The following is a 22028-nucleotide window of genomic DNA, read 5'->3' as shown; positions in this document are numbered from 1 at the left end:
TCCCATGAAAAAAGGTAGAATAGCGCTCCTTTTATTTCCCGATCATCTAAAATAAATGATCAACTATTGAACTCGAGGTCTGCTCATGTTTTATCACGAAAACTTTGACGTTATTGTCGTTGGTGGTGGCCATGCAGGAACGGAAGCTGCATTGGCATCTGCACGAACAGGCCAAAAAACGTTATTGCTAACTCACAATATCGATACGTTAGGCCAAATGTCCTGCAACCCTGCTATTGGGGGAATTGGCAAAGGTCACTTAGTTAAAGAAGTGGATGCTCTTGGTGGTTTAATGGCTCAAGCTATTGATAAGTCTGGAATTCAATTCAGAACACTTAATGCATCTAAAGGGCCTGCAGTACGTGCTACTCGAGCTCAAGCTGATCGTTTATTATATAAATCCGCAGTGAGACAAACCTTAGAAAATCAGCCTAATTTAACTTTATTTCAACAAGCCGTTGATGATTTAATTGTTGAAGGTTCTCAAGTTATTGGCGTAATAACTCAAATGGGCCTTAAATTTAAAGCTCAAGCTGTCGTGTTAACGGTAGGCACATTCTTGGGTGGAAAGATCCACATTGGACTCGAAAACTTCTCTGGCGGTCGTGCGGGTGATCCACCATCTATCGCCTTAGCAAATCGTTTACGTGATCTTCCATTTAGAGTTGATCGTTTAAAAACAGGAACACCTCCTCGCATTGATGCGCGCACCGTTGATCTTTCATGTCTTGAACAACAGCACGGTGATACACCGATCCCTGTATTCTCATTTATGGGAAAAAAAGAAGATCATCCAGCTCAGATCCCATGTTTCATTACACATACCAATGAAAAAACGCATGATGTGATCCGTAATAATTTAGATCGTAGTCCAATGTATTCTGGCGTGATTGAAGGTATTGGTCCACGTTATTGCCCATCGATTGAAGATAAAGTAATGCGTTTTGCCGATAAAAATAGTCACCAGATTTTTATTGAGCCAGAAGGATTAACAACAACAGAATTGTATCCAAATGGGATTTCAACCAGTTTGCCATTTGATGTTCAAGTGAAGATCGTTCAATCAATGCATGGTTTTGAAAATGCTCAGATCATGCGTCCTGGTTATGCCATTGAATATGATTTCTTTGATCCTCGTGATTTAAAACAAAGCTATGAAACTAAATTTATTAATGGTTTATTCTTTGCTGGACAAATTAATGGTACTACCGGCTATGAAGAAGCTGCAGCTCAAGGGCTGATGGCTGGCTTAAACGCTTCGTTGTACACCCAAGGAAAAGAATCTTGGAGCCCTCGTCGTGATCAAGCTTACATGGGCGTATTGATTGATGATTTATCTACTATGGGCACGAAAGAACCGTACCGTATGTTTACTTCTCGAGCTGAATATCGATTATTGCTGCGTGAAGATAATGCCGATTTACGTTTGACTGAAAAAGGCCGTGAACTTGGTTTGGTTGATGATGCTCGTTGGGCGCGATTTAATCAAAAAGTTGAACATGTTGAGCAAGAGCGTCAACGTCTAAAAGATATTTGGGTTAATCCTAATTCAGACAATATTGAACAACTTAATCAGCTATTAAAAACCCCTATCACTCGTGAAGCCAACGGTGAAGATCTTCTTCGTCGCCCTGAAATGACATATGAAAAACTGATCAGTTTAGATGTGTTTGCTTCACAAGTTGACGATCAACAAGCGACTGAACAAGTCGAGGTTCAAGTTAAATACGAAGGGTATATTCAACGTCAACAAGATGAAATTGAAAAATCATTGCGCCATGAAAATACGAAACTGCCTGTTGATTTAGAATATGCTGATGTAAAAGGACTTTCTAATGAAGTGGTGTTGAAGCTTAATAATTCCAAGCCAGAAACGATTGGTATAGCTTCACGTATTTCTGGTATTACACCAGCAGCGATTTCAATTTTATTAGTACACTTGAAAAAACAAGGCCTTCTAAAAAAAGGCAATGCAGCATGAATTCCAGTCTAATTAATAATAATTTAAGAGATAAGCTAGATTCATTATTGTCTCAAACTGATTTAGTTGTTAGTGATTTACAACGTAATCAATTAGTTGGCTATGTTTTGATGTTAGATAAATGGAATAAAGCTTATAACTTAACATCCGTTCGTAACCCTATGGATATGTTAGTTAGGCATATTCTTGATAGTTTAGTGGTTAGCCCATACCTCACTGGATCACGCTTTATTGATGTAGGGACAGGACCTGGTTTACCGGGGATCCCTCTGGCTATTTTAAACCCAGAAATGACGTTTACTTTACTTGATAGTTTAGGTAAACGTATTCGTTTTATTAAACAAGTGGTGCATGAACTAGAAATAGATAATGTCACGCCAGTACAAAGTAGAGTTGAAGAATTCGATCCCGAGCACGGTTTTGATGGCGTTATCAGTCGCGCATTTGCCTCTATAACTGATATGGTTGAATGGTGCCACCATTTACCAAAATTGGATGGTGGTGTTTTTCTTGCGTTAAAAGGGCAATTACCTGAAGATGAAATTGCTCAATTACCAAAAGCTTTTGCTGTCATTGATATCAAAGTTCTTCAAGTTCCAGAGTTAGAGGGTGACCGTCACTTGGTCTTGTTGGAAAATAAGGAATTATAACGAGGTAGTCGTGGGTAAAATCATTTCAATTGCGAATCAAAAAGGTGGCGTTGGTAAAACTACAACTTGCGTTAACCTTGCTGCATCAATGGCTGCAACTAAAAGAAAAGTGCTTGTCATTGATCTTGATCCTCAAGGTAATGCAACCATGGCCAGTGGTATTGATAAATATGATCTTGATTATACAGCTTATGATTTATTAGTTGATGAGATCCCATTTGATGATGTGGTGTGTAAAAATACACCTGCTGGTTATGACTTAATTGCTGCTAATGGTGATGTTACCGCTGCTGAAATTAAGCTTATGGAAGTTTTTTCTCGTGAGTTACGTTTAAAGCACACATTAGCCAACGTAGCAGATAACTATGATTATATTTTTATTGATTGCCCTCCTTCGCTTAACCTATTGACGATTAATGCCATGGCAGCTTCACAGTCGGTGTTAGTGCCTATGCAATGTGAATACTTTGCTTTAGAAGGATTAACAGCTTTAATGGATACCATTAGTAAATTGGCAGCTGTAGTTAATCATGATCTGAAAATTGAAGGGATTTTACGCACCATGTTTGATCCTCGAAATCGTCTCGCTAATGATGTTTCGGATCAACTTAAAAAACACTTTGGCGATAAGATGTATCGTACAGTGATCCCTCGTAATGTTCGTTTAGCCGAAGCACCTAGTCATGGAAAACCAGCTATGTATTACGATAAATATTCCGCCGGCTCTAAAGCATATTTGGCTTTAGCTGGGGAAATGCTGCGTAAAGAAGAGCTTCTTATTACAACGCCATAATAATTATTTTTCATATTTATATACCGATAGGGAAACCATTCCGATGTCTAAACGTGGGTTAGGTAAAGGTTTAGATGCGCTACTTTCTACCAGTTCTTTAGCGCGTGAAAAACAACAAAAAGTCGCCCATAGCCAAGCCTTATCTTCAGAAGGGCAATTGGCTAAAATCGCAATATCTCAGTTATCTTCCGGTAAATATCAACCTCGAAAAGACATTCAACCAGAAGCATTAGAAGAATTATCTTCTTCTATTCGTTCGCAAGGTATTATTCAACCTATTGTGGTTCGTCAGATCTCTGAAGATAAGTTTGAAATTATCGCGGGTGAACGTCGATGGCGTGCTGCAAGATTAGCTGGTCTTACTCAAGTACCTTGTGTGATTAAAAATGTTGAGGACCGCGCAGCTATCGCAATGGCATTGATTGAAAATATTCAACGTGAGAATTTAAATGCAATTGAAGAAGCTCAAGCACTTGAACGTTTACAGCAAGAGTTTGAACTAACGCACCAACAAGTTGCTGATGCTATCGGTAAATCACGCACAGCAGTCACGAATTTAATCCGCCTTAATACTCTTGATGAAGAAGTAAAACATTGCGTTATATCAAAAAAAATAGAGATGGGGCATGCTAGAGCCCTGTTATCACTAGAGTTATGTGATCAAAGTAATGTTGCAAAAATTGTGGTTGATAAGAAATTAACCGTTAGACAAACTGAAGCTCTAGTCAAAAAGCATTTGGAGCCTAAAATTGAAAAGCGGCCAAGTGATGATCTTCCTGCTCAGCAGTTTGCTGAATTATTATCTGAAAAATTAGGTAATAAAGTGGTTATTAACCGCAACGCGAAAGGTAAAGGTAAAATTACTATCAGTTTTGATGATATGGAGCAGGTTCTCAAGATCCTTAACACAGAATTGGAAATTAATTAACTCTGTTATAAGAATATCGCCAATCATTTAACAGAATGTAAAAATAATCATTTTACGCCTTGCTATTGACTGTAATCAAAGTTGAGTAAGGTGTAGTATGTCCTGCGCATACAGCTGAGCCAAAAATAAGTGTAATTGGGTGTAAATAGAATGTTTTTTTTAGTTTTAACTCAGTTTATTGTTGTTGGTGCATTAAGCTTAATCAGTTTGTATGTACAGGGAGATATGGCGAGTCAATCTGCCATTTTTGGGGGGCTGGTGTACTGTGTGCCATATATTGTAACGAGTTTATATTTAAATAAACCCGGTGCTGATACGGCTGCAAAGGTTATGGTGAAAGCCTATATAAGTATCGCTTATAAATTTGTAATTACAGGCGCACTATTTGTATTTTTCTTTAAATACTGTCAAGTGCATCTTATTACTTTCTTTATGGGTTATATATTGGCCTTTGTTGTGCAATGCATTATGTCATTTGGTTTTATCAAACGTAATTAGACAGGATATCTAATGGCTGGTTCAGGTGAATTAACTCCAACGGAGTACATCTCACACCACCTTACTAACTTAAGTGCTAGTAATGGCAGCATCGTTCATATGGGCGAAGCTTCCGGCTTCTGGACGTTTAATATTGATTCACTAATTGTCTCTGTGCTATTGGGCAGCTTGATGATGTGGGTCTTTTATCGCGTGGGCAAAAATGCCACAAGCGGCGTTCCGGGCAAACTACAGTGCTTCGTTGAGATGGTCGTTGAGTTTGTTGATGCCTCAGTAAAAGATATTTTCCATGGAAAGAACGCATTAGTTGCACCATTAGCGTTAACCGTCTTCGGATGGGTATTTCTAATGAACCTAATGGATCTTATTCCGGTCGATTTTCTACCTCATGCCGCTACTGTTCTTGGCATTCCTTATCTACGTGTTGTACCAACAGCTGACGTTAACATTACGATGTCTATGGCGTTAGGTGTGTTTATCTTAATTTTGTTTTACAGCATTAAGATTAAAGGTATCACTGGGTTTGCAAAAGAGCTTGGCTTACAACCATTCAATCATTGGGCTTTTATTCCAATTAACCTAATTCTTGAAGGTGTAACATTATTGTCTAAACCAGTTTCATTGGGACTGCGTTTGTTCGGTAATATGTATGCAGGTGAATTGATTTTCATTTTGATTGCAGGGCTTCTGCCTTGGTGGTCACAATGGGTTCTCTCCGTGCCATGGGCGATCTTCCATATTTTGATCATTACCCTACAGGCATTTATCTTTATGATTTTGACGATAGTGTATTTATCTCAAGCATCAGAAGAACATTAATAAAAATTTTTTACATAACATTCAGATAAAACTTGGAGTTATACAATGGAAAACTTAAACATGGATCTGCTGTACATTGCTGCGGCTATCATGATGGGCCTTGCGGCAATTGGTGCGGCAATCGGTATCGGTATGCTAGGTGGTAAATTCCTAGAAGGTGCTGCTCGTCAACCAGATCTTATCCCTCTACTTCGTACACAGTTCTTCATTGTTATGGGTCTTGTGGATGCTATTCCTATGATCGCTGTTGGTCTAGGTCTGTATGTGATGTTTGCGGTCGCCGGATAGTTTTTCTATTTCATTCGGTATTTGTTTTTAAATTGCAAACAAAGGAGAGTATGCGGTGAATATAAACGCAACTCTGTTAGGTCAAGCGATAGCGTTTGTTCTATTTGTGTGGTTCTGCATGAAATATGTATGGCCGCCACTTATGGCAGCAATCGAAAACCGTCAGAAAAATATTGCTGATGGCTTAGCCGCCGCTGACCGCGCAGCTAAAGACTTGGGTCTAGCACAAGCTAATGCTTCGGACAAACTGAAAGAAGCTAAAAAAGCCGCTGCTGAAATTATCGATCAAGCGAATAAGCGTAAGAATCAAATTTTAGAAGAAAGCCAAAATGATGCGAAAGTTGAGCGTCAAAAGATCTTAGATCAAGGCCGAGCTGAAATTGAAACTGAGCGTAATCGTGCACGCGATGAACTTCGTAAGCAAGTAGCCGTACTCGCTATGGCTGGCGCTGAGAAAATTTTGGAACGCTCTATTGATCAGAGTGTACACCAAGATATTCTTGATGATATTACTGCAAAACTGTAACTAGAGGGGCAGCACATGTCTGATTTGACTACAATCGCACGCCCCTATGCTAAAGCAGCTTTTGAATTTTCGGTTGAGAAAGACGCATTAGACCAATGGTCTGAAATGTTGGCTTTTGCTGCTGAAGTTGCAAATGATAAAGGTATGATTGATTTATTAAATAGATCGATTGCAGCTGAAAAAATAGCGGATATCTTTGTTTCTATTTGTGACCAGTTTGATGAGCATGGTAAAAACTTTATTAAAGTTCTTGCTCATAATGGCCGTTTAAAGGCCTTGCCTAAAATCTGTGAAGAGTTCTTAATTTTAAGAAAAGAGCATGACCATATTGTTGATGTTGAGGTAATTGCCGCAATTGAATTAACAGAAAGTCAGCTAGCAGAAATTGGCAGCAAACTTGAGCAGCGTCTTGAACGCAAAGTTAAGCTGAATTGCAGTGTAGATGCGACTCTACTTAGTGGAGTTATTATTCGAGCCGGAGACTTAATCATCGATGATTCAACTCGCGGTCGTTTGAACCGTATGAACGATGCATTAACGTCTTAATGGGGATTGGAGCATGCAACTTAATTCCACAGAAATTAGTGAACTGATCAAGCAACGTATTGAGTCATTCAATGTTGTAAGTGAAGCTCGCAATGAAGGTACAATTGTATCTGTAAGTGATGGTATTATCCGCATTCACGGCCTAGCGGACGTGATGCAAGGTGAAATGATTGAATTACCGGGCGGTCTTTACGCGCTCGCACTTAACCTTGAGCGAGACTCGGTTGGTGCAGTAGTAATGGGCCCGTATGCTAACCTTCAGGAAGGCATGAAAGTTACGGGTACTGGTCGTATCCTTGAAGTACCTGTTGGTCCTGAACTGCTTGGTCGTGTTGTAAACACACTAGGTGAACCTATTGATGGTAAAGGTCCGATTGATGCAAAATTAACTTCTCCAGTAGAAATGATTGCACCAGGGGTTATCGACCGTAAGTCTGTAGACCAACCTGTACAAACGGGTTATAAGTCTGTTGACTCAATGATTCCAATCGGTCGTGGTCAACGTGAACTTATCATCGGTGACCGTCAGACTGGTAAAACGGCAATGGCAATTGATGCCATTATCAACCAACGTGATTCTGGAATTTTTTCTATCTACGTAGCTATTGGGCAAAAAGCCTCAACAATTGCTAACGTAGTACGCAAACTTGAAGAGCACGGCGCACTATCAAACACTATTGTGGTTGTTGCGTCAGCTTCTGAGTCTGCGGCATTGCAATACCTTGCGCCATATGCAGGTTGTGCAATGGGTGAATACTTCCGTGATCGCGGTGAAGATGCTTTGATTGTTTATGATGATTTATCTAAGCAAGCGGTAGCTTACCGTCAAATCTCTTTACTTCTAAAACGTCCACCAGGCCGTGAAGCCTTTCCAGGCGATGTTTTCTATCTTCACTCACGTCTACTTGAACGTGCGTCTCGTGTAAGCGAGCATTACGTTGAGAAGTTTACGAATGGTGAAGTGAAAGGTAAGACTGGTTCTTTAACAGCGCTTCCTATCATTGAAACACAAGCTGGTGACGTATCTGCATTCGTACCGACTAACGTAATCTCGATTACCGATGGTCAGATCTTCCTACAAACGGAGCTATTTAATGCTGGTGTTCGCCCTGCGGTTGACCCTGGTATTTCAGTATCTCGTGTAGGTGGTGCTGCACAAACTAAGATCATTAAGAAACTGTCTGGTGGTATCCGTACCGCTCTTGCACAGTACCGTGAGCTAGCAGCATTTGCTCAGTTCTCATCTGATCTTGATGCAACAACTAAGAAACAGTTAAACCATGGTCAAAAAGTAACTGAGTTGATGAAGCAAAAGCAATACGCTCCATTTTCAGTCTTTGATCAAGCTTTGGTGATTTTTGCAGCTGAACGCGGTTATCTTGGCGATATCGCAATTAATAAGCTGGCGGATTTTGAATCAGCATTACTGTCGTATGCTCATGGTCAATATGCTGATTTCGTTTCTGAAATCAACAAGACGGGTGCTTATAATGATGAAATCGAAGCAACGCTGAAAAAGCTTGTTGATGATTTTATCGCAACCCAGACCTGGTAATTCGGAGGTGATGTTTTCGATGCATATTCGCTTTTGTAAAAAACGTAAGCAACGAAGTCTCATCACCAATAACGAATATCCATTAACGGGATTCCCTTTAGTGGGTCCTTATTAACGGAGAGTAACGATGGCCGGCGCAAAAGAAATTCGTACCAAAATTGGTAGTGTTCAAAGCACACAAAAAATTACGAAAGCAATGCAAATGGTAGCAGCTTCTAAGATGCGTCGTAGTCAAGACGCTATGGAATCTTCGCGCCCATATGCACAAACAATGCGTAAAGTGATCGGTCATGTAGCAAACGCAAACTTAGAGTATAAGCATCCTTATCTCGCAGAGCGTGAAGCTAAAAAAGTTGGTTACATCATTATTTCAACCGATCGTGGTTTATGTGGCGGTTTGAACATTAACTTGTTTAAGCGTGCTCTAAATGACATTAAAGATTGGACAGAGAAAGGTGCTGGTGTGGAAGTGGCTGTTATTGGCTCTAAAGCAACCACTTTTTTCAAAGGCACAGGCGCAAAATTGTCTGCCCAAATTTCTGGATTAGGGGATAACCCAAGTCTTGAATCTTTGATTGGTAGCGTTGGCGTGATGCTACAGAAATATGATGAAGGTGAGTTAGATCGCCTTTACGTGGTATTCAATAAATTTGTGAATACCATGGTACAAGAACCAAAGATCGATCAATTGCTACCTTTGCCTAAATCGGATAGCGATGACATGAAACGCACACATTCTTGGGATTATATTTATGAACCCGAGCCAAAACCACTGCTAGATGCCTTGTTGAAGCGTTATGTTGAATCTCAAGTGTATCAAGGTGTGGTTGAAAATCTTGCTTGTGAGCAAGCGGCTCGAATGGTGGCGATGCAAGCTGCAACAGATAATGCAAGCAACTTAATTGATGACTTACAACTTGTGTATAACAAAGCTCGTCAAACAGCGATCACACAAGAATTGTCAGAAATCGTATCAGGTGCAGCAGCGGTTTAATGTTGCTATTAAATTAGTGCTTAGGTAATTAAATAGTTTAGAGGATTTAACGATGGCTACAGGTAAGATCGTACAGATCATCGGTGCAGTAGTCGACGTAGAGTTCCCACAGGACAGTGTACCTCGCGTATACGATGCCCTGAACGTTACTGAATCAAAAGAGCGTCTTGTTCTTGAAGTTCAGCAACAACTTGGCGGTGGCGTGGTTCGCGCAATCGTAATGGGTAGCTCTGATGGTTTACGTCGTGGGTTGGAAGTATCGAATACCGGTGCTCCAATCTCAGTACCAGTAGGAACAAAGACACTTGGTCGCATCATGAACGTGTTAGGTGATGCTATCGATGAGTGTGGTGAAATTGGCGCAGAAGAGCATTATGCTATTCACCGCGCAGCACCAAGTTATGAAGAGCAATCTAACGTAACGGAATTGCTAGAAACCGGTGTTAAAGTAATCGACTTAATTTGTCCATTCGCTAAGGGTGGTAAAATTGGTCTATTCGGTGGTGCTGGTGTAGGTAAGACCGTTAACATGATGGAACTTATCAACAATATCGCATTGCAACACTCAGGTTTATCTGTGTTTGCCGGTGTTGGTGAGCGTACTCGTGAAGGTAACGATTTCTACTTTGAAATGCAGGAAGCGGGTGTTGTAAACATCGAAGAGCCTGAAAAATCAAAAGTAGCAATGGTTTATGGCCAAATGAATGAGCCACCTGGAAACCGTCTACGCGTAGCACTGACTGGCCTAACTATGGCGGAAAGATTCCGTGATGAAGGTCGTGATGTACTATTGTTCATCGATAACATCTATCGTTATACCCTTGCGGGAACAGAAGTATCGGCTCTATTGGGTCGTATGCCATCTGCGGTAGGTTATCAGCCAACACTAGCTGAAGAGATGGGTGTTCTTCAGGAACGTATTACCTCGACTAAACAAGGTTCAATTACCTCTGTTCAGGCGGTATATGTACCTGCGGATGATTTAACCGATCCATCTCCGGCTACGACGTTTGCTCACTTGGATGCAACGGTTGTACTTAACCGTAATATCGCCGCAATGGGTTTATACCCTGCGATTGACCCATTAGATTCGTCATCTCGTATGTTGGATCCATTGGTTGTTGGTCAAGAGCATTACGGTATTGCTCAAGGTGTTCAAACAACGCTACAACGTTATAAAGAGCTAAAAGACATCATCGCGATTCTAGGTATGGATGAATTATCTGAAGAAGATAAGCAACTTGTATCTCGTGCTCGTAAGATTGAACGTTTCTTAACTCAGCCTTATCACGTAGCGGAAGTATTTACTGGTGACCCTGGTGTGTATGTTGCTCTTCAAGAGACACTACGCGGCTTTAAAGGTCTAATTGCTGGTGATTACGATGACATTCCTGAGCAAGCGTTCATGTACTGCGGTACTATTGACGATGCTATTGAGAATGCTAAGAAGCTGTAAGCTTAAAAACTATACCCAGTTAACGCTGGGTATAAGCGATAAAGTGAATTAGGAGGCAACATGGCTATGACCTTTCATCTCGATATCGTGAGTGCAGAAAAGAATTTATTTTCAGGTACTGTCGAATCGTTCATGGTGACCGGTAGTGAAGGTGAGCTGGGTATTTATCCTGGGCATACTCCACTGTTATCTGCTATTAAGCCTGGTATGGTGCGTTTAGTTAAGCAACACGGCCACGAAGAAATTATTTATGTTTCTGGTGGTATGCTGGAAGTTCAGCCTGGTACTGCGACGGTACTAGCTGATACCGCAATCCGTGGTGAAGACTTAGATGCAGCGAAGGCAGAAGAAGCCAAGCGTAAAGCTGAAGAACATATTCAAAATCAGCATAACGATATTGACTTCGCCCAAGCAGCTAGTGAGTTAGCCAAAGCAATGGCTCAATTACGAGTGATTGAATTGACTAGAAAACTCCGCTAAATACAGTATCAGTTAAAAAATACTTTAGCAGTCAAAAGATAAGGCGACCCGTGTGGTCGCCTTTTTTTGTTTTTTTATCGTGTAGCTCTGCCCTGAAATATATTAAAAATAAGATAAGTCATTAAGTGGTAGATCAATATATAGCTTATTACTTTCACGTTTTTTACAAAAAATAATTTGTTTAAGGTAAAATCAGTCGCAATTCTATTAATAGGAAATCCCATTTATGAAATTCAGTGCCGTGATTCTTGCTGCGGGTAAAGGCACTCGCATGTATTCCAATAAGCCTAAAGTTCTTCATACATTAGCTGGCCGTCCGATGGCAAAACATGTCATTGATACTTGCGCCAGTGTTGGTGCTCAAAATATTCATTTGGTGTATGGCCATGGTGGCGATCAAATGAAGAAAGAATTGGAACAAGAATCGGTTAACTGGGTTTTACAGGCCGATCAGTTGGGTACGGGACATGCAGTCAATCAAGCGGCACCAGATTTTACCGATGATGAAAAAGTATTGATTCTGTATGGTGATGTACCATTAATTTCAACAGAAACGGTTGAGAACTTATTAGATGCACAACCAACGGGCGGTATTGCGCTATTAACGGTTATTTTAGATAAGCCTTCTGGTTACGGTCGTATTATTCGTAAAAATGGTCCTGTTGTGGCGATCGTTGAGCAAAAAGATGCCACTGAAGAGCAAAAACTGATCAAAGAAATCAACACTGGTGTGATGGTGGCAACCGGTGGTGATCTTAAACGTTGGTTGGCAGCACTTAAAAATGAGAATGCTCAAGCAGAATATTACCTAACCGATATTATTGCCGCAGCGCATGATGAAGGTCGCGCGGTTGAGGCGGTTCATCCTGTTAACCCAATCGAAGTCGAAGGGGTTAATGATCGTGCTCAATTAGCTCGTTTAGAGCGTGCTTATCAATCGATGCAAGCGCAAATATTATTAGAGCAAGGCGTAATGCTACGCGATCCAAATCGTTTTGATTTGCGTGGTGAACTGCAGTGTGGAATGGATGTTGAAATTGATGTGAACGTCATCATTGAAGGTAATGTATCTATTGGTGATAACGTGGTGATCGGTGCTGGTTGTATATTAAAAGACTGTGAAATCGATGATAACAGCGTGATTAGTCCATATACCATTATTGATGGTGCGACCGTTGGTGAAGAGTGTACTGTAGGGCCTTTTGCGCGTCTTCGTCCTGGAACAGAGCTTAAAATCAAAGCTCACGTGGGTAATTTTGTTGAAATTAAAAATGCGCGTTTGGGTGTGGATTCAAAAGCCGGTCATTTAACTTACTTAGGTGACGCTGAAATTGGTGACCGAGTGAATGTTGGTGCGGGTGTTATCACTTGTAATTACGATGGTGCGAACAAGTTTAAAACCATTATTGGTGATGATGTTTTTGTGGGCTCTGATGCACAATTGATCGCCCCTGTTAGTATCGCAAATGGTGCAACAATTGGTGCAGGTACTACAGTAACCAAGAGCGTGAATGAAGGTGAGCTTATTATTACTCGAGCTAAAGAGCGAGTGATTGCTGGTTGGAAGCGTCCAACGAAAAAGTAATATTTTTCTCATGTGATATGAATACAAAAATGCCGCGACTCTCTGTTACTGGAACCTGAGAGGCGCGGCATTTTTAATGACCTTAATTAAAGGTATATAATTGATTAAACGCTAATTTTTTTCAGTAAGAACAACGGCCTTCAATGCCTTTTTCGATGTTGCCATGAAGTAGCCAGCTAATAAACCGATGGTACATAAAATGGCAGTGATACCAGTTGTTGGTAGTGCTTGGCTGGCATAAGTAGCGACTAATGCACTGGCTAAACCGCTAATACAAATCTGTAAGCTATTTTGTAAACCAGCCGCTGTTGCTGGGCTATTTTTACAGCTTGATAAAGCACGGTTAACCACTATTGGATACAACGCACCGTTGGCAACAGCAATAAAGCAAAATGGTATTAATATTGGCCAAATTGTTGTAATCGCCATATTGGAAGCAATAAACATGACGATGGCAGAAGCGCCGAATAAAGCCAGTAATACTTTAAGAACTTTGGCATCACCTAGCTTCGCAACATAGCGCTTACCAAAATAACCTCCCGTCATAAAGGCAATGGTTTGTGGAATAAAACTCAAACCAATATCTTTAGCGTCATATCCCATCGAGGTCATGATTTCAGGCATGCCAGTCAAGTAGGCAAAAAAACAGGCAGAAGCCATTGCAAACATCAGCACATTACCTAAGTACACGTGAGAGCTGAATAATGCTTTAATATCTTGTTTTACTGAGGTTTGCTTTGGTTCTTCAGCTTCATCTTTTGCTTGGGTTAAAGTGATACAGGTTAACACTGCACCAACCACGGTTAAGAAAATAAAGATACTTGACCAACCAAAGTGAGTCATTAAAAACACACCAAGTTGCGGTGCGATTGCCGGAGATAGCGCCACCAGAGGCATAATTGAAGCAAAAACTTGTTGGCTTACTGAGCTAGAATAACGCTTGATCACCATGGCTTGCCAAATTACAGCTGGAGCACATACACCTATTGCTTGTACAAATCGTAGTGTCAATAATTGCCAAACTTCTTGGCTAAAACTTAATCCTAATGACGCTAAAGCAAAAAGTACTAACCCGACAGCTAGCGTATTTCGATGGCCAAATTTATCCGATGCCAATCCCCACAATAACTGTCCTGATGCCATACCGGCTAAGAAAATCGATAAAGAAAGCGCAATCGATTCTGGTCCAGTTGAAAAGTGATCTTCGAGTATTTTAAAAGCTGGAAGGTACATGTCAGTCGCAACAAAGCCCAGCATCGACAATGCAGCAAGGTAAAAGAGTTGTGTTTTTGCAATATTCATATCAGTGCCACTAAAAAGTTAATCTATTAGCACTAGTATAAATTTTCCTTATGACAAAATTAAACGTTATAATTTTGAGTTAGCGTTCAAATTTTTTGATGGATAATTGGTGGTGTCAAATGTATTCAAAACAATCTCTGCAAATGCTCGATACCATTGCACGACTTGGGAGTTTTACTGCTGCCGCCGAGCAATTACATAAAGTACCTTCAGCGATAAGTTATGCAGTTCGTCAGGTTGAAGATGAATTAGGTGTGAAAATATTTAATCGTTTAGCGCGCAAGGTAGAGCTCACTGAAGCTGGGCAGCACTTTATCAATGAAGCTCGCCAATTATTACGTCATATGGAAGAGGTGAAAGCACAAACTAAACGAGTGGAAAATGGTTACCACAAAACCGTTAAGCTTACTTTAGATAATATCGTTAAACTTGAGCAACTAAAGCCTTTAATTGAAGACTTTTACCGTACTTTTGATTTTGCTGAACTGCAAATTAATATGGAGGTATTTAATGGATCATGGGAAGCCATTTCAGAAGGTCGTGCTGACATTGTGATTGGAGCCACTTCCGCTATTCCTGTTAGTGGTGATTATGGGGTGAAGTCGATGGGTGAAATTGATTGGGCTTATGTGATGGCGGTTGACCATCCTTTAGCGAATAAAAGTGAATTAACCGCTGACGATTTAATGAATATTCCTGCGATCTGTTTGGATGATACTTCTACGTTACTACCTAAAAGGCATACTTGGCATTCAATGCAACAACGCCGTTTATTACTACCTAACTGGTTTAGTGCGATTGAATGCCTTAAAAACAAGGTTGGAATGGGGTATATGCCTCGTCATATGGCTAAGCATTTTATTGCTCAAAGAGAGTTAATTGAAGCACAGATCAGTGGTGATAAACTATTAAGTGCTTGTTGTTTGGTGTGGCGTAAAGATGAAGGCAATAAGCTGGTGGAATGGTTGATCGATTATCTTGGAGATAGTGAACAGTTGCATAAACAGTGGTTGGAATAAAGTATGTTTCCAATATTTAGATTATTAATAAAAAGGTGGGCAGTAAGATAACCGCGCCACCTTTTAGATCTCAGAAATTTAGTGCTCTTCTAGGATAAAAAGAACTTATACGATGGACTATCGTTTTCGTCTTTATATTGATAGCCCAACTCTTTTAGATGAGCGGAGAATCGTTCTAGATCGGAATCAGCCAGTTCAAAACCACATAGTACACGGCCATAATCGGCGCCGTGGTTACGATAGTTGAATAAGCTAATATTCCAGTGGGTGCCTAAGGTACTTAAAAAGTTCAGTAGTGCCCCCGGTGACTCTGGAAATTCAAAGCTGTATAAACGTTCTTGTAGCGGCTTAAGTGGTTTGCCGCCAATCATATAGCGTACATGCAGTTTTGCCATTTCATCATCCGATAAATCTGCTACTGGATAACCACCCGCACGTAAATCCTCTACAATATGATCAAGCTCTTGCTGGCCTTCTTGTAGGCGTACCCCGACAAAAATATTGGCCTGTTTATCGTCGTTATAGCGATAGTTAAACTCGGTTACCGCTCGTCCACCAATAAGATTACAGAACTCAAAGAAAGCGCCTTTGCGTTCAGGAATGGTCACGGCCAATAAGCCTTCACGTTTCTCACCCAACTCACAGCGTTCAGACACATAACGCAATCCGTGGAAGTTGGTGTTGGCACCTGAAAGCACTGCGCCTAGCTGCTTATCTTTTAGTTGATGTTGTTCGGCATACTTTTTCAAACCCGCTAATGCAAGTGCGCCTGATGGCTCGGCAATTGCTCGCGTATCTTCAAAAATATCTTTGACGGCCGCGCAGATTTCATCGCTAGAAACCGTAATGTGTCCATCTAAATGTTGTTGGCACAAACGGAAAGTTTCATTACCAATAATTTTGACTGCTACGCCATCGGCAAACATGCTGACTCGTTCTAAAGCCACCGGTTTCCCTGCATCAAGCGCTGCTTTCAAACAAGCTGAATCTTCAGGCTCGACGGCAATCACTTTGATTTCAGGCATTAATTGCTTAATTAGAACCGCAACGCCAGCAGCTAAACCACCACCACCAACGGGCACAAAAATATAATCAAGGTGACCATTTTGTTGCAGCATTTCCATGCCAATAGTCCCTTGCCCTGCGATCACCAAAGGATGATCAAAGGGTGGCACATAAGTGTAACCATGCTTAGCCGCTAAACGCTCGGCTTCACTTTTGGCTTCATCAAAATTATTACCATGTAATACAACTTCACCGCCGTAACCACGCACCGCATTCACTTTAATATCGGGGGTGGTTTTTGGCATCACGATAATAGCGCGAATGGATAAATGCTTACCCGATAACGCGATACCTTGTGCATGATTCCCTGCTGATGCTGTGATCACGCCCGCTTGTTTTTGTGCATCATTTAAGCTGGCAACCATATTGTAAGCGCCGCGCAGTTTAAATGAATGAACGGGTTGTCTATCTTCACGTTTAAGCTGGATATGATTACTTAAACGCTCAGATAAGCGGGTGAGCGTTTGCAATGGCGTGACTTGCGCGACGTCATAAATTGGCGCGCGCAAGATATGGCGCAGGTATTCTGCGCCAGTATGCGGAAGGTTTAGCTTGGTTTGCTCACTATCTTCGGCCATGGGATTACCCTTCTAGCTTAGATTTATCACGTACCGCACCTTTATCTGCGCTGGTGGCAAGCATAGCGTAAGCTTTAAGTGCATAAGACACTACGCGTTCACGCGCAACGGGTTTCCAGCCTAATTTATCTTGCTTAGCACGACGTTCAGCCAGCTCTTGCTCGCTGACTTCAAGCTCAATGGTACGGTTTGGAATATCGATGGTAATGATATCGCCTTGGTTGACTAAACCAATCGTTCCACCATCGGCGGCTTCTGGTGAGGCATGGCCAATCGATAAGCCTGATGTACCGCCAGAGAAGCGGCCATCGGTTAATAGCGCACATTCTTTGCCTAAACCCATCGATTTAAGATAAGTGGTTGGATACAGCATTTCTTGCATGCCTGGGCCACCTTTTGGACCTTCATAGCGAATAACCACGACATCGCCTGCTTTTACTTTTCCACCTAAAATACCTTCAACAGCACTTTCTTGGCTTTCAAATACTACGGCTGGGCCTTGGAATGTTAGGCTGTTTTCATCCACACCAGCCGTTTTTACAATGCAGCCATTTAAGGCGATATTACCGCTGAGTACGGCTAAACCGCCATCTTGGCTAAAGGCATTGGCTTTGGTACGAATACAACCATTCTCACGGTCATCATCGAGAGTGTCCCAACGACAATCTTGCGAGAAAGCTTTAGTGGTACGAATACCAGCAGGACCGGCGCGGAAGAATTTTTTCACGTCTTCTGATTGAGTTTGCATGATGTCGTAATGGGCTAATTGCTCATCCATCGTCATGCCTAGCACGGTATTGGTTTGGTTATTGATAAGGCCAGCTCGGTTTAACTCACCTAAAATTGCCATGACTCCACCCGCTCGGTGCACATCTTCCATATGATATTTTGGAGTAGAAGGTGCTACTTTACAGATGTTTGGAATGAGACGAGAGATGCGATCAATGTCTTCCATGGTGAAGTCAATGTCACCTTCTTGAGCCGCCGCAACTAAATGCAGCACGGTATTGGTTGATCCACCCATTGCTACATCAAGAGCCATGGCATTTTCAAATGCCGCGCGTGATGCAATATTGCGTGGCAGAGCAGATTCATCATCCTCTAAATAATAACGTTTAGTCAGTTCAACAATACGATGACCAGCATTTAAGAACAGTTGTTCACGATCGGCGTGAGTGGCGAGCATAGAACCGTTACCCGGCTGGCTTAAACCTAGCGCTTCGGTTAAACAGTTCATTGAGTTAGCGGTAAACATACCAGAGCATGAACCACAAGTTGGGCAAGCTGAGCGTTCTACTTGCTCACTTTGAGCGTCGGAAACTTTTGGATCTGCGCCTTGGATCATGGCATCAACCAGATCAAGCTTGATGATTTGATCAGATAACTTAGTTTTACCTGCTTCCATTGGGCCGCCAGACACAAAAATGACTGGAATATTTAAGCGTAATGATGCCATTAACATTCCCGGCGTGATTTTGTCACAGTTGGAAATGCACACCATGGCATCGGCGCAATGCGCATTAACCATGTATTCGACTGAATCGGCAATGAGTTCGCGTGAAGGTAGTGAGTACAACATCCCTCCATGGCCCATCGCAATACCATCATCTACCGCAATTGTATTAAATTCCTTTGCAATACCGCCCGCTTTTTCAATTTCGGCCGCCACTAATTGACCCATATCTTTTAGGTGAACATGGCCGGGTACGAATTGAGTAAAGGAGTTTACAACCGCAATGATAGGTTTACCGAAATCTTCTTCTTTAACGCCAGTGGCGCGCCATAAAGCACGAGCACCTGCCATATTTCGACCATGAGTGGTGGTAGCGGAACGATAGATGGGCATATTTAAATCCTTTTAATACAATAGCTTTTAATGCGAAATAGGAGGCGTGTACCTCCTATATAGATGAGTTTTTACCTTACAGCTTGCTTATCTTTAGGTTTATTTACCTTGTGGATAGACTGGATCGAGCCATCCCCACTTGTCTTCTGTTGAACCATTAAATAGGCCAAAGAAAGTCGATTGAATGTGTTCAGTAATTGGGCCACGTTTGCCTTCACCCACGGTGATTTGGTCTACACTGCGTACTGGTACTATTTCTGCTGCGGTGCCCGTCATGAAGACTTCGTCTGCTAGATATAATGCTTCGCGCGCGATGTTTGCTTCAATAATGTCGTAACCTAAATCTTTGGCTAGTATAACAATTGAATCACGTGTGATGCCCGGCAAAATCGAGCTAGTAGATGGTGGCGTGACTATCTTGCCATCTTTTACTACAAAAATGTTTTCACCCGCGCCTTCAGATATATACCCGCTGACACTGAGTGCAATACCTTCATCATAACCATGGCGACGAGCCTCACCACCGACAAGTAGTGAAGAAAGGTAGTTACCACCAGCTTTTGCAGCGGTTGGAATGGTATTTGGTGCAGCACGATTCCAACTAGAAATCATGGCATCGACACCGTTAGCAAGGGCTTCTTCGCCTAAATATGCGCCCCACGGAAAAGCGGCAATAATCAGTTCCATTTTGGAATCGACAGGAGGGCAAACACCTAGACCGACATTACCAATGAAACCAAGTGGACGGATATAAGCGGAATCAAGCTTATTGGCACGCAGAGTTTCACGACATGCTTCCATAATTTCATCGACTGAATATGGAATAGGGAATCGATAAATTTTGGCAGAATCTTTTAAGCGCTGCATGTGTTCACGATGGCGAAAAACAATCGGTCCGTTAGGGGTGTCGTAGCAACGAACGCCTTCAAAAACAGAGGTACCATAGTGCATTGAGTGCGTTAATACGTGGACATTGGCTTCTGCCCAAGGAACCATTTCACCATTAAACCAAATAAAATCTGCTGTGCTTGTAGACATTTTCTTCTTCCTTTAGATAGACACGTACTCATTTATTCAGATAAATGAGTTTGTAATAGTTCCGTTTCAACGGTGATAATATCCCATAGTTTTTCGATTTGGTTGATCAAAATGCTAATTGGACGGTTGCTGTCGACAATGATTTCAACACTGGCAATATTGCTTTCGTGGTTAACTGTCGCGATCACTTGTCTGATAATAAAACCACGATGTCGAATGACGCGCAATACCCGTTCTAATAAAACAGGCTTATCATCGGCTTTTATATTTAATTGATATCTGTCCATTAGTTATTCTCCAACATATCTTGGTTTGCTGCGCCTGGTGGCACTAATGGCCAAACGTTTTCTTCTTCAGAAATTAAAACGTGCAGTAAATAAGAGGTTTTACTGGCTAACATTTCTTTAAGTGCCGGTTCTACTTCTTCTTTGCGTGTAATAGTTTTACCTGGAATATCAAAAGCTTTAGCGAGCATGATGAAATCAGGATTATCGTCTAAAATAGTTTCACTATGTCGACCATCAAAAAACAGGGATTGCCATTGGCGCACCATACCTAAACGTTGGTTATTCAGTAAGACTATTTTGACGGGGATTTGACGACGCTTTAAGGTTCCAAGCTCTTGAATATTCATCATTATCGAGCCATCACCAGTGATAAGAATAGACTCATCATTAGGGCGCGCTACTTTAGCCCCCATAGCGGCAGGCAAACCAAACCCCATAGTGCCAAGACCTGCCGATGTTAGGTAATTTTGTGGCAAGCGAGGTTGAATATGTTGCGCTGCCCACATTTGATGCTGACCAACATCGGTAGAAACCACCGCGCTATCTGGCATCATATCGCTCAACTGTTTTAGTAATTTAGGCGCGTAGATAAGATCGCCTGGATGGTTATAGCGCCATTTGAATTTAGTGCGCAGTCGGTCACAGTGTTCCATCCATTCCGATATGTCGGTCGTTAACTCTAGCTGTGGCAATAATAAATTGAGGTCACCACGCAAGGAGGCATGAGATAGACGAAGTTTGTTGAATTCAGCTGCATCGATATCTAAATGAATCACTTTCGCGTGCGGTGCGAAGGTATCAAGCTTTCCAGTCACTCGATCATCAAAACGAGCACCAACCACGATTAATAAATCCGCTTCTTGCACCACTAAGTTGGCCGCTTTAGTGCCGTGCATACCTAGCATGCCTAAGTAATGCGGGTAATGGCGCTCAATACTACCCAAACCTTTTAACGTACTAACAGCAGGCATTGGATTGTTGGTTAAAAATTGACGAACCGAGTGCGTCGCTTTAGCAAGTTGCACACCACCACCGACATATAATACGGGTTTACGGCTTTTGGCTAACACTTGTTGAGCTTGTTCTATTGCTTCTGGGCTGGCAACAGGAATAGCGGGCGGAGTGAACTCTGGTAATGTTTTTACTGGGGCTTGAGCAAGCTGTACATCTTTAGCAATATCAACCAATACTGGACCAGGTCGGCCTGATTTAGCCACTTCAAATGCTTCGGCAAGAGTTGGTGCAAGGTCGTTGATATCGGTGACAAGATAGCTGTGCTTGCAACAAGAGAGTGACATGCCAATAACATCCATTTCTTGAAATGCATCAGTACCAATATGAGTGCTAGCAACTTGTCCAGTAATCGCAACAATAGGAATGGAGTCCATTAGTGCATCAGCAAGGCCGGTGACTAAATTGGTTGCTCCAGGCCCTGAGGTTGCCATACAAACGGCGACTTCTTGAGTGGAGCGAGCCATACCTATTGCAGCCATGACTGCTCCTTGCTCGTGTCGGCACAAAATGTGTTCAACACCACCATCATACAATGCATCGTAGATTGGCATAATGGCTCCACCAGGGTAACCAAATATAGTTTTGATGCCTTCTTGTTGCAATGCGCTGACTACCAGCTCCGATCCATTCATTCTTGTCTCCCCTTTGAGCTAGTTTGTTTCCTTAACGATTTTTCGATTGACATTCCCTTGCCTCATTCCTAATTGTATTTTTATGTATTTTTCATTCTGTATAAGATAAAAAAAACCCCCGGACTTGAGTGCGGGGGCTTATTAGTGT

21 protein-coding genes are annotated in these 22028 nt (G+C 41.8%); 15 read left to right on the top strand and 6 right to left on the bottom strand.

Annotated features, from left to right (window positions below; genetic code table 11):
• The first annotated feature begins 85 nt into the window (after positions 1-85).
• The 14 genes from mnmG to glmU all read left to right on the top strand — a co-directional run bounded on the left by mnmG (position 86) and on the right by glmU (position 13099).
• Complete coding sequence (mnmG, locus tag HC725_RS11765; protein WP_190332014.1) at positions 86-1981, top strand: tRNA uridine-5-carboxymethylaminomethyl(34) synthesis enzyme MnmG; 1896 nt, start codon at positions 86-88, stop codon at positions 1979-1981.
• Positions 1978-2631: a 16S rRNA (guanine(527)-N(7))-methyltransferase RsmG gene (rsmG, locus tag HC725_RS11760; RefSeq protein ID WP_190332013.1), complete on the top strand. Its 654-nt coding sequence runs from the start codon at positions 1978-1980 to the stop codon at positions 2629-2631. The genes mnmG and rsmG overlap by 4 nt, the downstream gene beginning before the upstream one ends.
• Before the next feature lie 10 nt (positions 2632-2641).
• A complete protein-coding gene (locus HC725_RS11755) occupies positions 2642-3424 on the top strand; it encodes an AAA family ATPase (RefSeq protein WP_190332012.1) in 783 nt (260 codons plus the stop codon).
• Between the two features lie 43 nt (positions 3425-3467).
• Complete coding sequence (locus HC725_RS11750; protein ID WP_190332011.1) at positions 3468-4352, top strand: ParB/RepB/Spo0J family partition protein; 885 nt, start codon at positions 3468-3470, stop codon at positions 4350-4352.
• Positions 4353-4502: 150 nt separating this feature from the next.
• Positions 4503-4850 carry an ATP synthase subunit I gene (locus HC725_RS11745; RefSeq protein WP_190332010.1) on the top strand — a complete coding sequence of 116 codons (348 nt, stop codon included), beginning with the start codon at positions 4503-4505 and terminating at the stop codon, positions 4848-4850.
• Positions 4851-4862: 12 nt separating this feature from the next.
• Positions 4863-5669 (top strand): F0F1 ATP synthase subunit A, encoded by an 807-nt coding sequence (gene atpB, locus HC725_RS11740; protein WP_190332009.1) that lies wholly within the window; start codon positions 4863-4865, stop codon positions 5667-5669.
• 45 nt (positions 5670-5714) lie between these two features.
• Positions 5715-5957, top strand: a complete 243-nt coding sequence (gene atpE / locus HC725_RS11735; protein WP_017024253.1) for a F0F1 ATP synthase subunit C — start codon at positions 5715-5717, stop codon at positions 5955-5957.
• Between the two features lie 55 nt (positions 5958-6012).
• Positions 6013-6483 (top strand): F0F1 ATP synthase subunit B, encoded by a 471-nt coding sequence (atpF, locus tag HC725_RS11730; protein ID WP_190332008.1) that lies wholly within the window; start codon positions 6013-6015, stop codon positions 6481-6483.
• Between the two features lie 15 nt (positions 6484-6498).
• Complete coding sequence (atpH, locus tag HC725_RS11725; protein WP_190332007.1) at positions 6499-7029, top strand: F0F1 ATP synthase subunit delta; 531 nt, start codon at positions 6499-6501, stop codon at positions 7027-7029.
• Positions 7030-7042: 13 nt separating this feature from the next.
• Complete coding sequence (gene atpA, locus HC725_RS11720) at positions 7043-8584, top strand: F0F1 ATP synthase subunit alpha (RefSeq protein WP_190332006.1); 1542 nt, start codon at positions 7043-7045, stop codon at positions 8582-8584.
• A 127-nt stretch (positions 8585-8711) separates the two neighbouring features.
• On the top strand, positions 8712-9578 hold the full coding sequence (gene atpG, locus HC725_RS11715; protein ID WP_190332005.1) for a F0F1 ATP synthase subunit gamma: 867 nt from the start codon (positions 8712-8714) through the stop codon (positions 9576-9578).
• Between the two features lie 52 nt (positions 9579-9630).
• Positions 9631-11034 (top strand): F0F1 ATP synthase subunit beta, encoded by a 1404-nt coding sequence (gene atpD, locus HC725_RS11710; protein ID WP_190332004.1) that lies wholly within the window; start codon positions 9631-9633, stop codon positions 11032-11034.
• Between the two features lie 60 nt (positions 11035-11094).
• Positions 11095-11514 (top strand): F0F1 ATP synthase subunit epsilon, encoded by a 420-nt coding sequence (locus tag HC725_RS11705; RefSeq protein ID WP_190332003.1) that lies wholly within the window; start codon positions 11095-11097, stop codon positions 11512-11514.
• A gap of 226 nt (positions 11515-11740) precedes the next feature.
• On the top strand, positions 11741-13099 hold the full coding sequence (glmU, locus tag HC725_RS11700) for a bifunctional UDP-N-acetylglucosamine diphosphorylase/glucosamine-1-phosphate N-acetyltransferase GlmU (RefSeq protein WP_190332002.1): 1359 nt from the start codon (positions 11741-11743) through the stop codon (positions 13097-13099).
• A gap of 111 nt (positions 13100-13210) precedes the next feature.
• Here glmU and punC read toward each other — a convergent pair whose 3' ends face one another.
• Positions 13211-14401 (bottom strand): purine nucleoside transporter PunC, encoded by a 1191-nt coding sequence (gene punC / locus HC725_RS11695; protein ID WP_190332001.1) that lies wholly within the window; start codon positions 14399-14401, stop codon positions 13211-13213.
• Positions 14402-14520: 119 nt separating this feature from the next.
• Here punC and punR point away from each other — a divergent pair, with 119 nt between their 5' ends.
• Entirely contained in the window at positions 14521-15420 is a 900-nt protein-coding gene (gene punR / locus HC725_RS11690; protein WP_190332000.1) for a DNA-binding transcriptional activator PunR, read from the top strand.
• A gap of 89 nt (positions 15421-15509) precedes the next feature.
• Here punR and ilvA read toward each other — a convergent pair whose 3' ends face one another.
• From ilvA to ilvG, 5 genes are all read right to left on the bottom strand, one after another.
• Positions 15510-17063, bottom strand: a complete 1554-nt coding sequence (gene ilvA / locus HC725_RS11685; RefSeq protein WP_190331999.1) for a threonine ammonia-lyase, biosynthetic — start codon at positions 17061-17063, stop codon at positions 15510-15512.
• A 4-nt stretch (positions 17064-17067) separates the two neighbouring features.
• A complete protein-coding gene (gene ilvD, locus HC725_RS11680) occupies positions 17068-18909 on the bottom strand; it encodes a dihydroxy-acid dehydratase (protein ID WP_190331998.1) in 1842 nt (613 codons plus the stop codon).
• A gap of 99 nt (positions 18910-19008) precedes the next feature.
• Positions 19009-19947, bottom strand: coding sequence for a branched-chain amino acid transaminase (locus tag HC725_RS11675; RefSeq protein ID WP_190331997.1), 939 nt, complete (start codon positions 19945-19947; stop codon positions 19009-19011).
• A 32-nt stretch (positions 19948-19979) separates the two neighbouring features.
• Entirely contained in the window at positions 19980-20234 is a 255-nt protein-coding gene (gene ilvM / locus HC725_RS11670; RefSeq protein WP_190331996.1) for an acetolactate synthase 2 small subunit, read from the bottom strand.
• Positions 20234-21880 (bottom strand): acetolactate synthase 2 catalytic subunit, encoded by a 1647-nt coding sequence (gene ilvG / locus HC725_RS11665; RefSeq protein WP_190331995.1) that lies wholly within the window; start codon positions 21878-21880, stop codon positions 20234-20236. Before ilvG ends, ilvM begins: the two co-directional genes overlap by 1 nt.
• Positions 21881-22028 lie beyond the last annotated feature (148 nt).

This window comes from Vibrio sp. S17_S38, from assembly GCF_014694375.1.
GTDB lineage: Bacteria > Pseudomonadota > Gammaproteobacteria > Enterobacterales > Vibrionaceae > Vibrio.
The sequence above is the reverse complement of the archived record's forward strand: the minus strand, read 5'-3'. Positions and strand labels throughout refer to the sequence as shown.

Bases quoted from the DNA above. Each gene is read 5' to 3' on its own strand.
- ilvD (WP_190331998.1), bottom strand. From the start codon at position 18,909: ATGCCCATCTATCGTTCCGCTACCACCACTCATGGTCGAAATATGGCA.
- atpB (WP_190332009.1), top strand. From the start codon at position 4,863: ATGGCTGGTTCAGGTGAATTAACTCCAACGGAGTACATCTCACACCAC.
- atpG (WP_190332005.1), top strand. From the start codon at position 8,712: ATGGCCGGCGCAAAAGAAATTCGTACCAAAATTGGTAGTGTTCAAAGC.
- atpH (WP_190332007.1), top strand. From the start codon at position 6,499: ATGTCTGATTTGACTACAATCGCACGCCCCTATGCTAAAGCAGCTTTT.
- rsmG (WP_190332013.1), top strand. From the start codon at position 1,978: ATGAATTCCAGTCTAATTAATAATAATTTAAGAGATAAGCTAGATTCA.
- ilvA (WP_190331999.1), bottom strand. From the start codon at position 17,063: ATGGCCGAAGATAGTGAGCAAACCAAGCTAAACCTTCCGCATACTGGC.
- mnmG (WP_190332014.1), top strand. From the start codon at position 86: ATGTTTTATCACGAAAACTTTGACGTTATTGTCGTTGGTGGTGGCCAT.
- HC725_RS11675 (WP_190331997.1), bottom strand. From the start codon at position 19,947: ATGTCTACAAGCACAGCAGATTTTATTTGGTTTAATGGTGAAATGGTT.
- ilvG (WP_190331995.1), bottom strand. From the start codon at position 21,880: ATGAATGGATCGGAGCTGGTAGTCAGCGCATTGCAACAAGAAGGCATC.
- punR (WP_190332000.1), top strand. From the start codon at position 14,521: ATGTATTCAAAACAATCTCTGCAAATGCTCGATACCATTGCACGACTT.
- glmU (WP_190332002.1), top strand. From the start codon at position 11,741: ATGAAATTCAGTGCCGTGATTCTTGCTGCGGGTAAAGGCACTCGCATG.
- atpE (WP_017024253.1), top strand. From the start codon at position 5,715: ATGGAAAACTTAAACATGGATCTGCTGTACATTGCTGCGGCTATCATG.
- HC725_RS11745 (WP_190332010.1), top strand. From the start codon at position 4,503: ATGTTTTTTTTAGTTTTAACTCAGTTTATTGTTGTTGGTGCATTAAGC.
- HC725_RS11750 (WP_190332011.1), top strand. From the start codon at position 3,468: ATGTCTAAACGTGGGTTAGGTAAAGGTTTAGATGCGCTACTTTCTACC.
- atpD (WP_190332004.1), top strand. From the start codon at position 9,631: ATGGCTACAGGTAAGATCGTACAGATCATCGGTGCAGTAGTCGACGTA.
- ilvM (WP_190331996.1), bottom strand. From the start codon at position 20,234: ATGGACAGATATCAATTAAATATAAAAGCCGATGATAAGCCTGTTTTA.
- punC (WP_190332001.1), bottom strand. From the start codon at position 14,401: ATGAATATTGCAAAAACACAACTCTTTTACCTTGCTGCATTGTCGATG.
- HC725_RS11705 (WP_190332003.1), top strand. From the start codon at position 11,095: ATGGCTATGACCTTTCATCTCGATATCGTGAGTGCAGAAAAGAATTTA.
- atpA (WP_190332006.1), top strand. From the start codon at position 7,043: ATGCAACTTAATTCCACAGAAATTAGTGAACTGATCAAGCAACGTATT.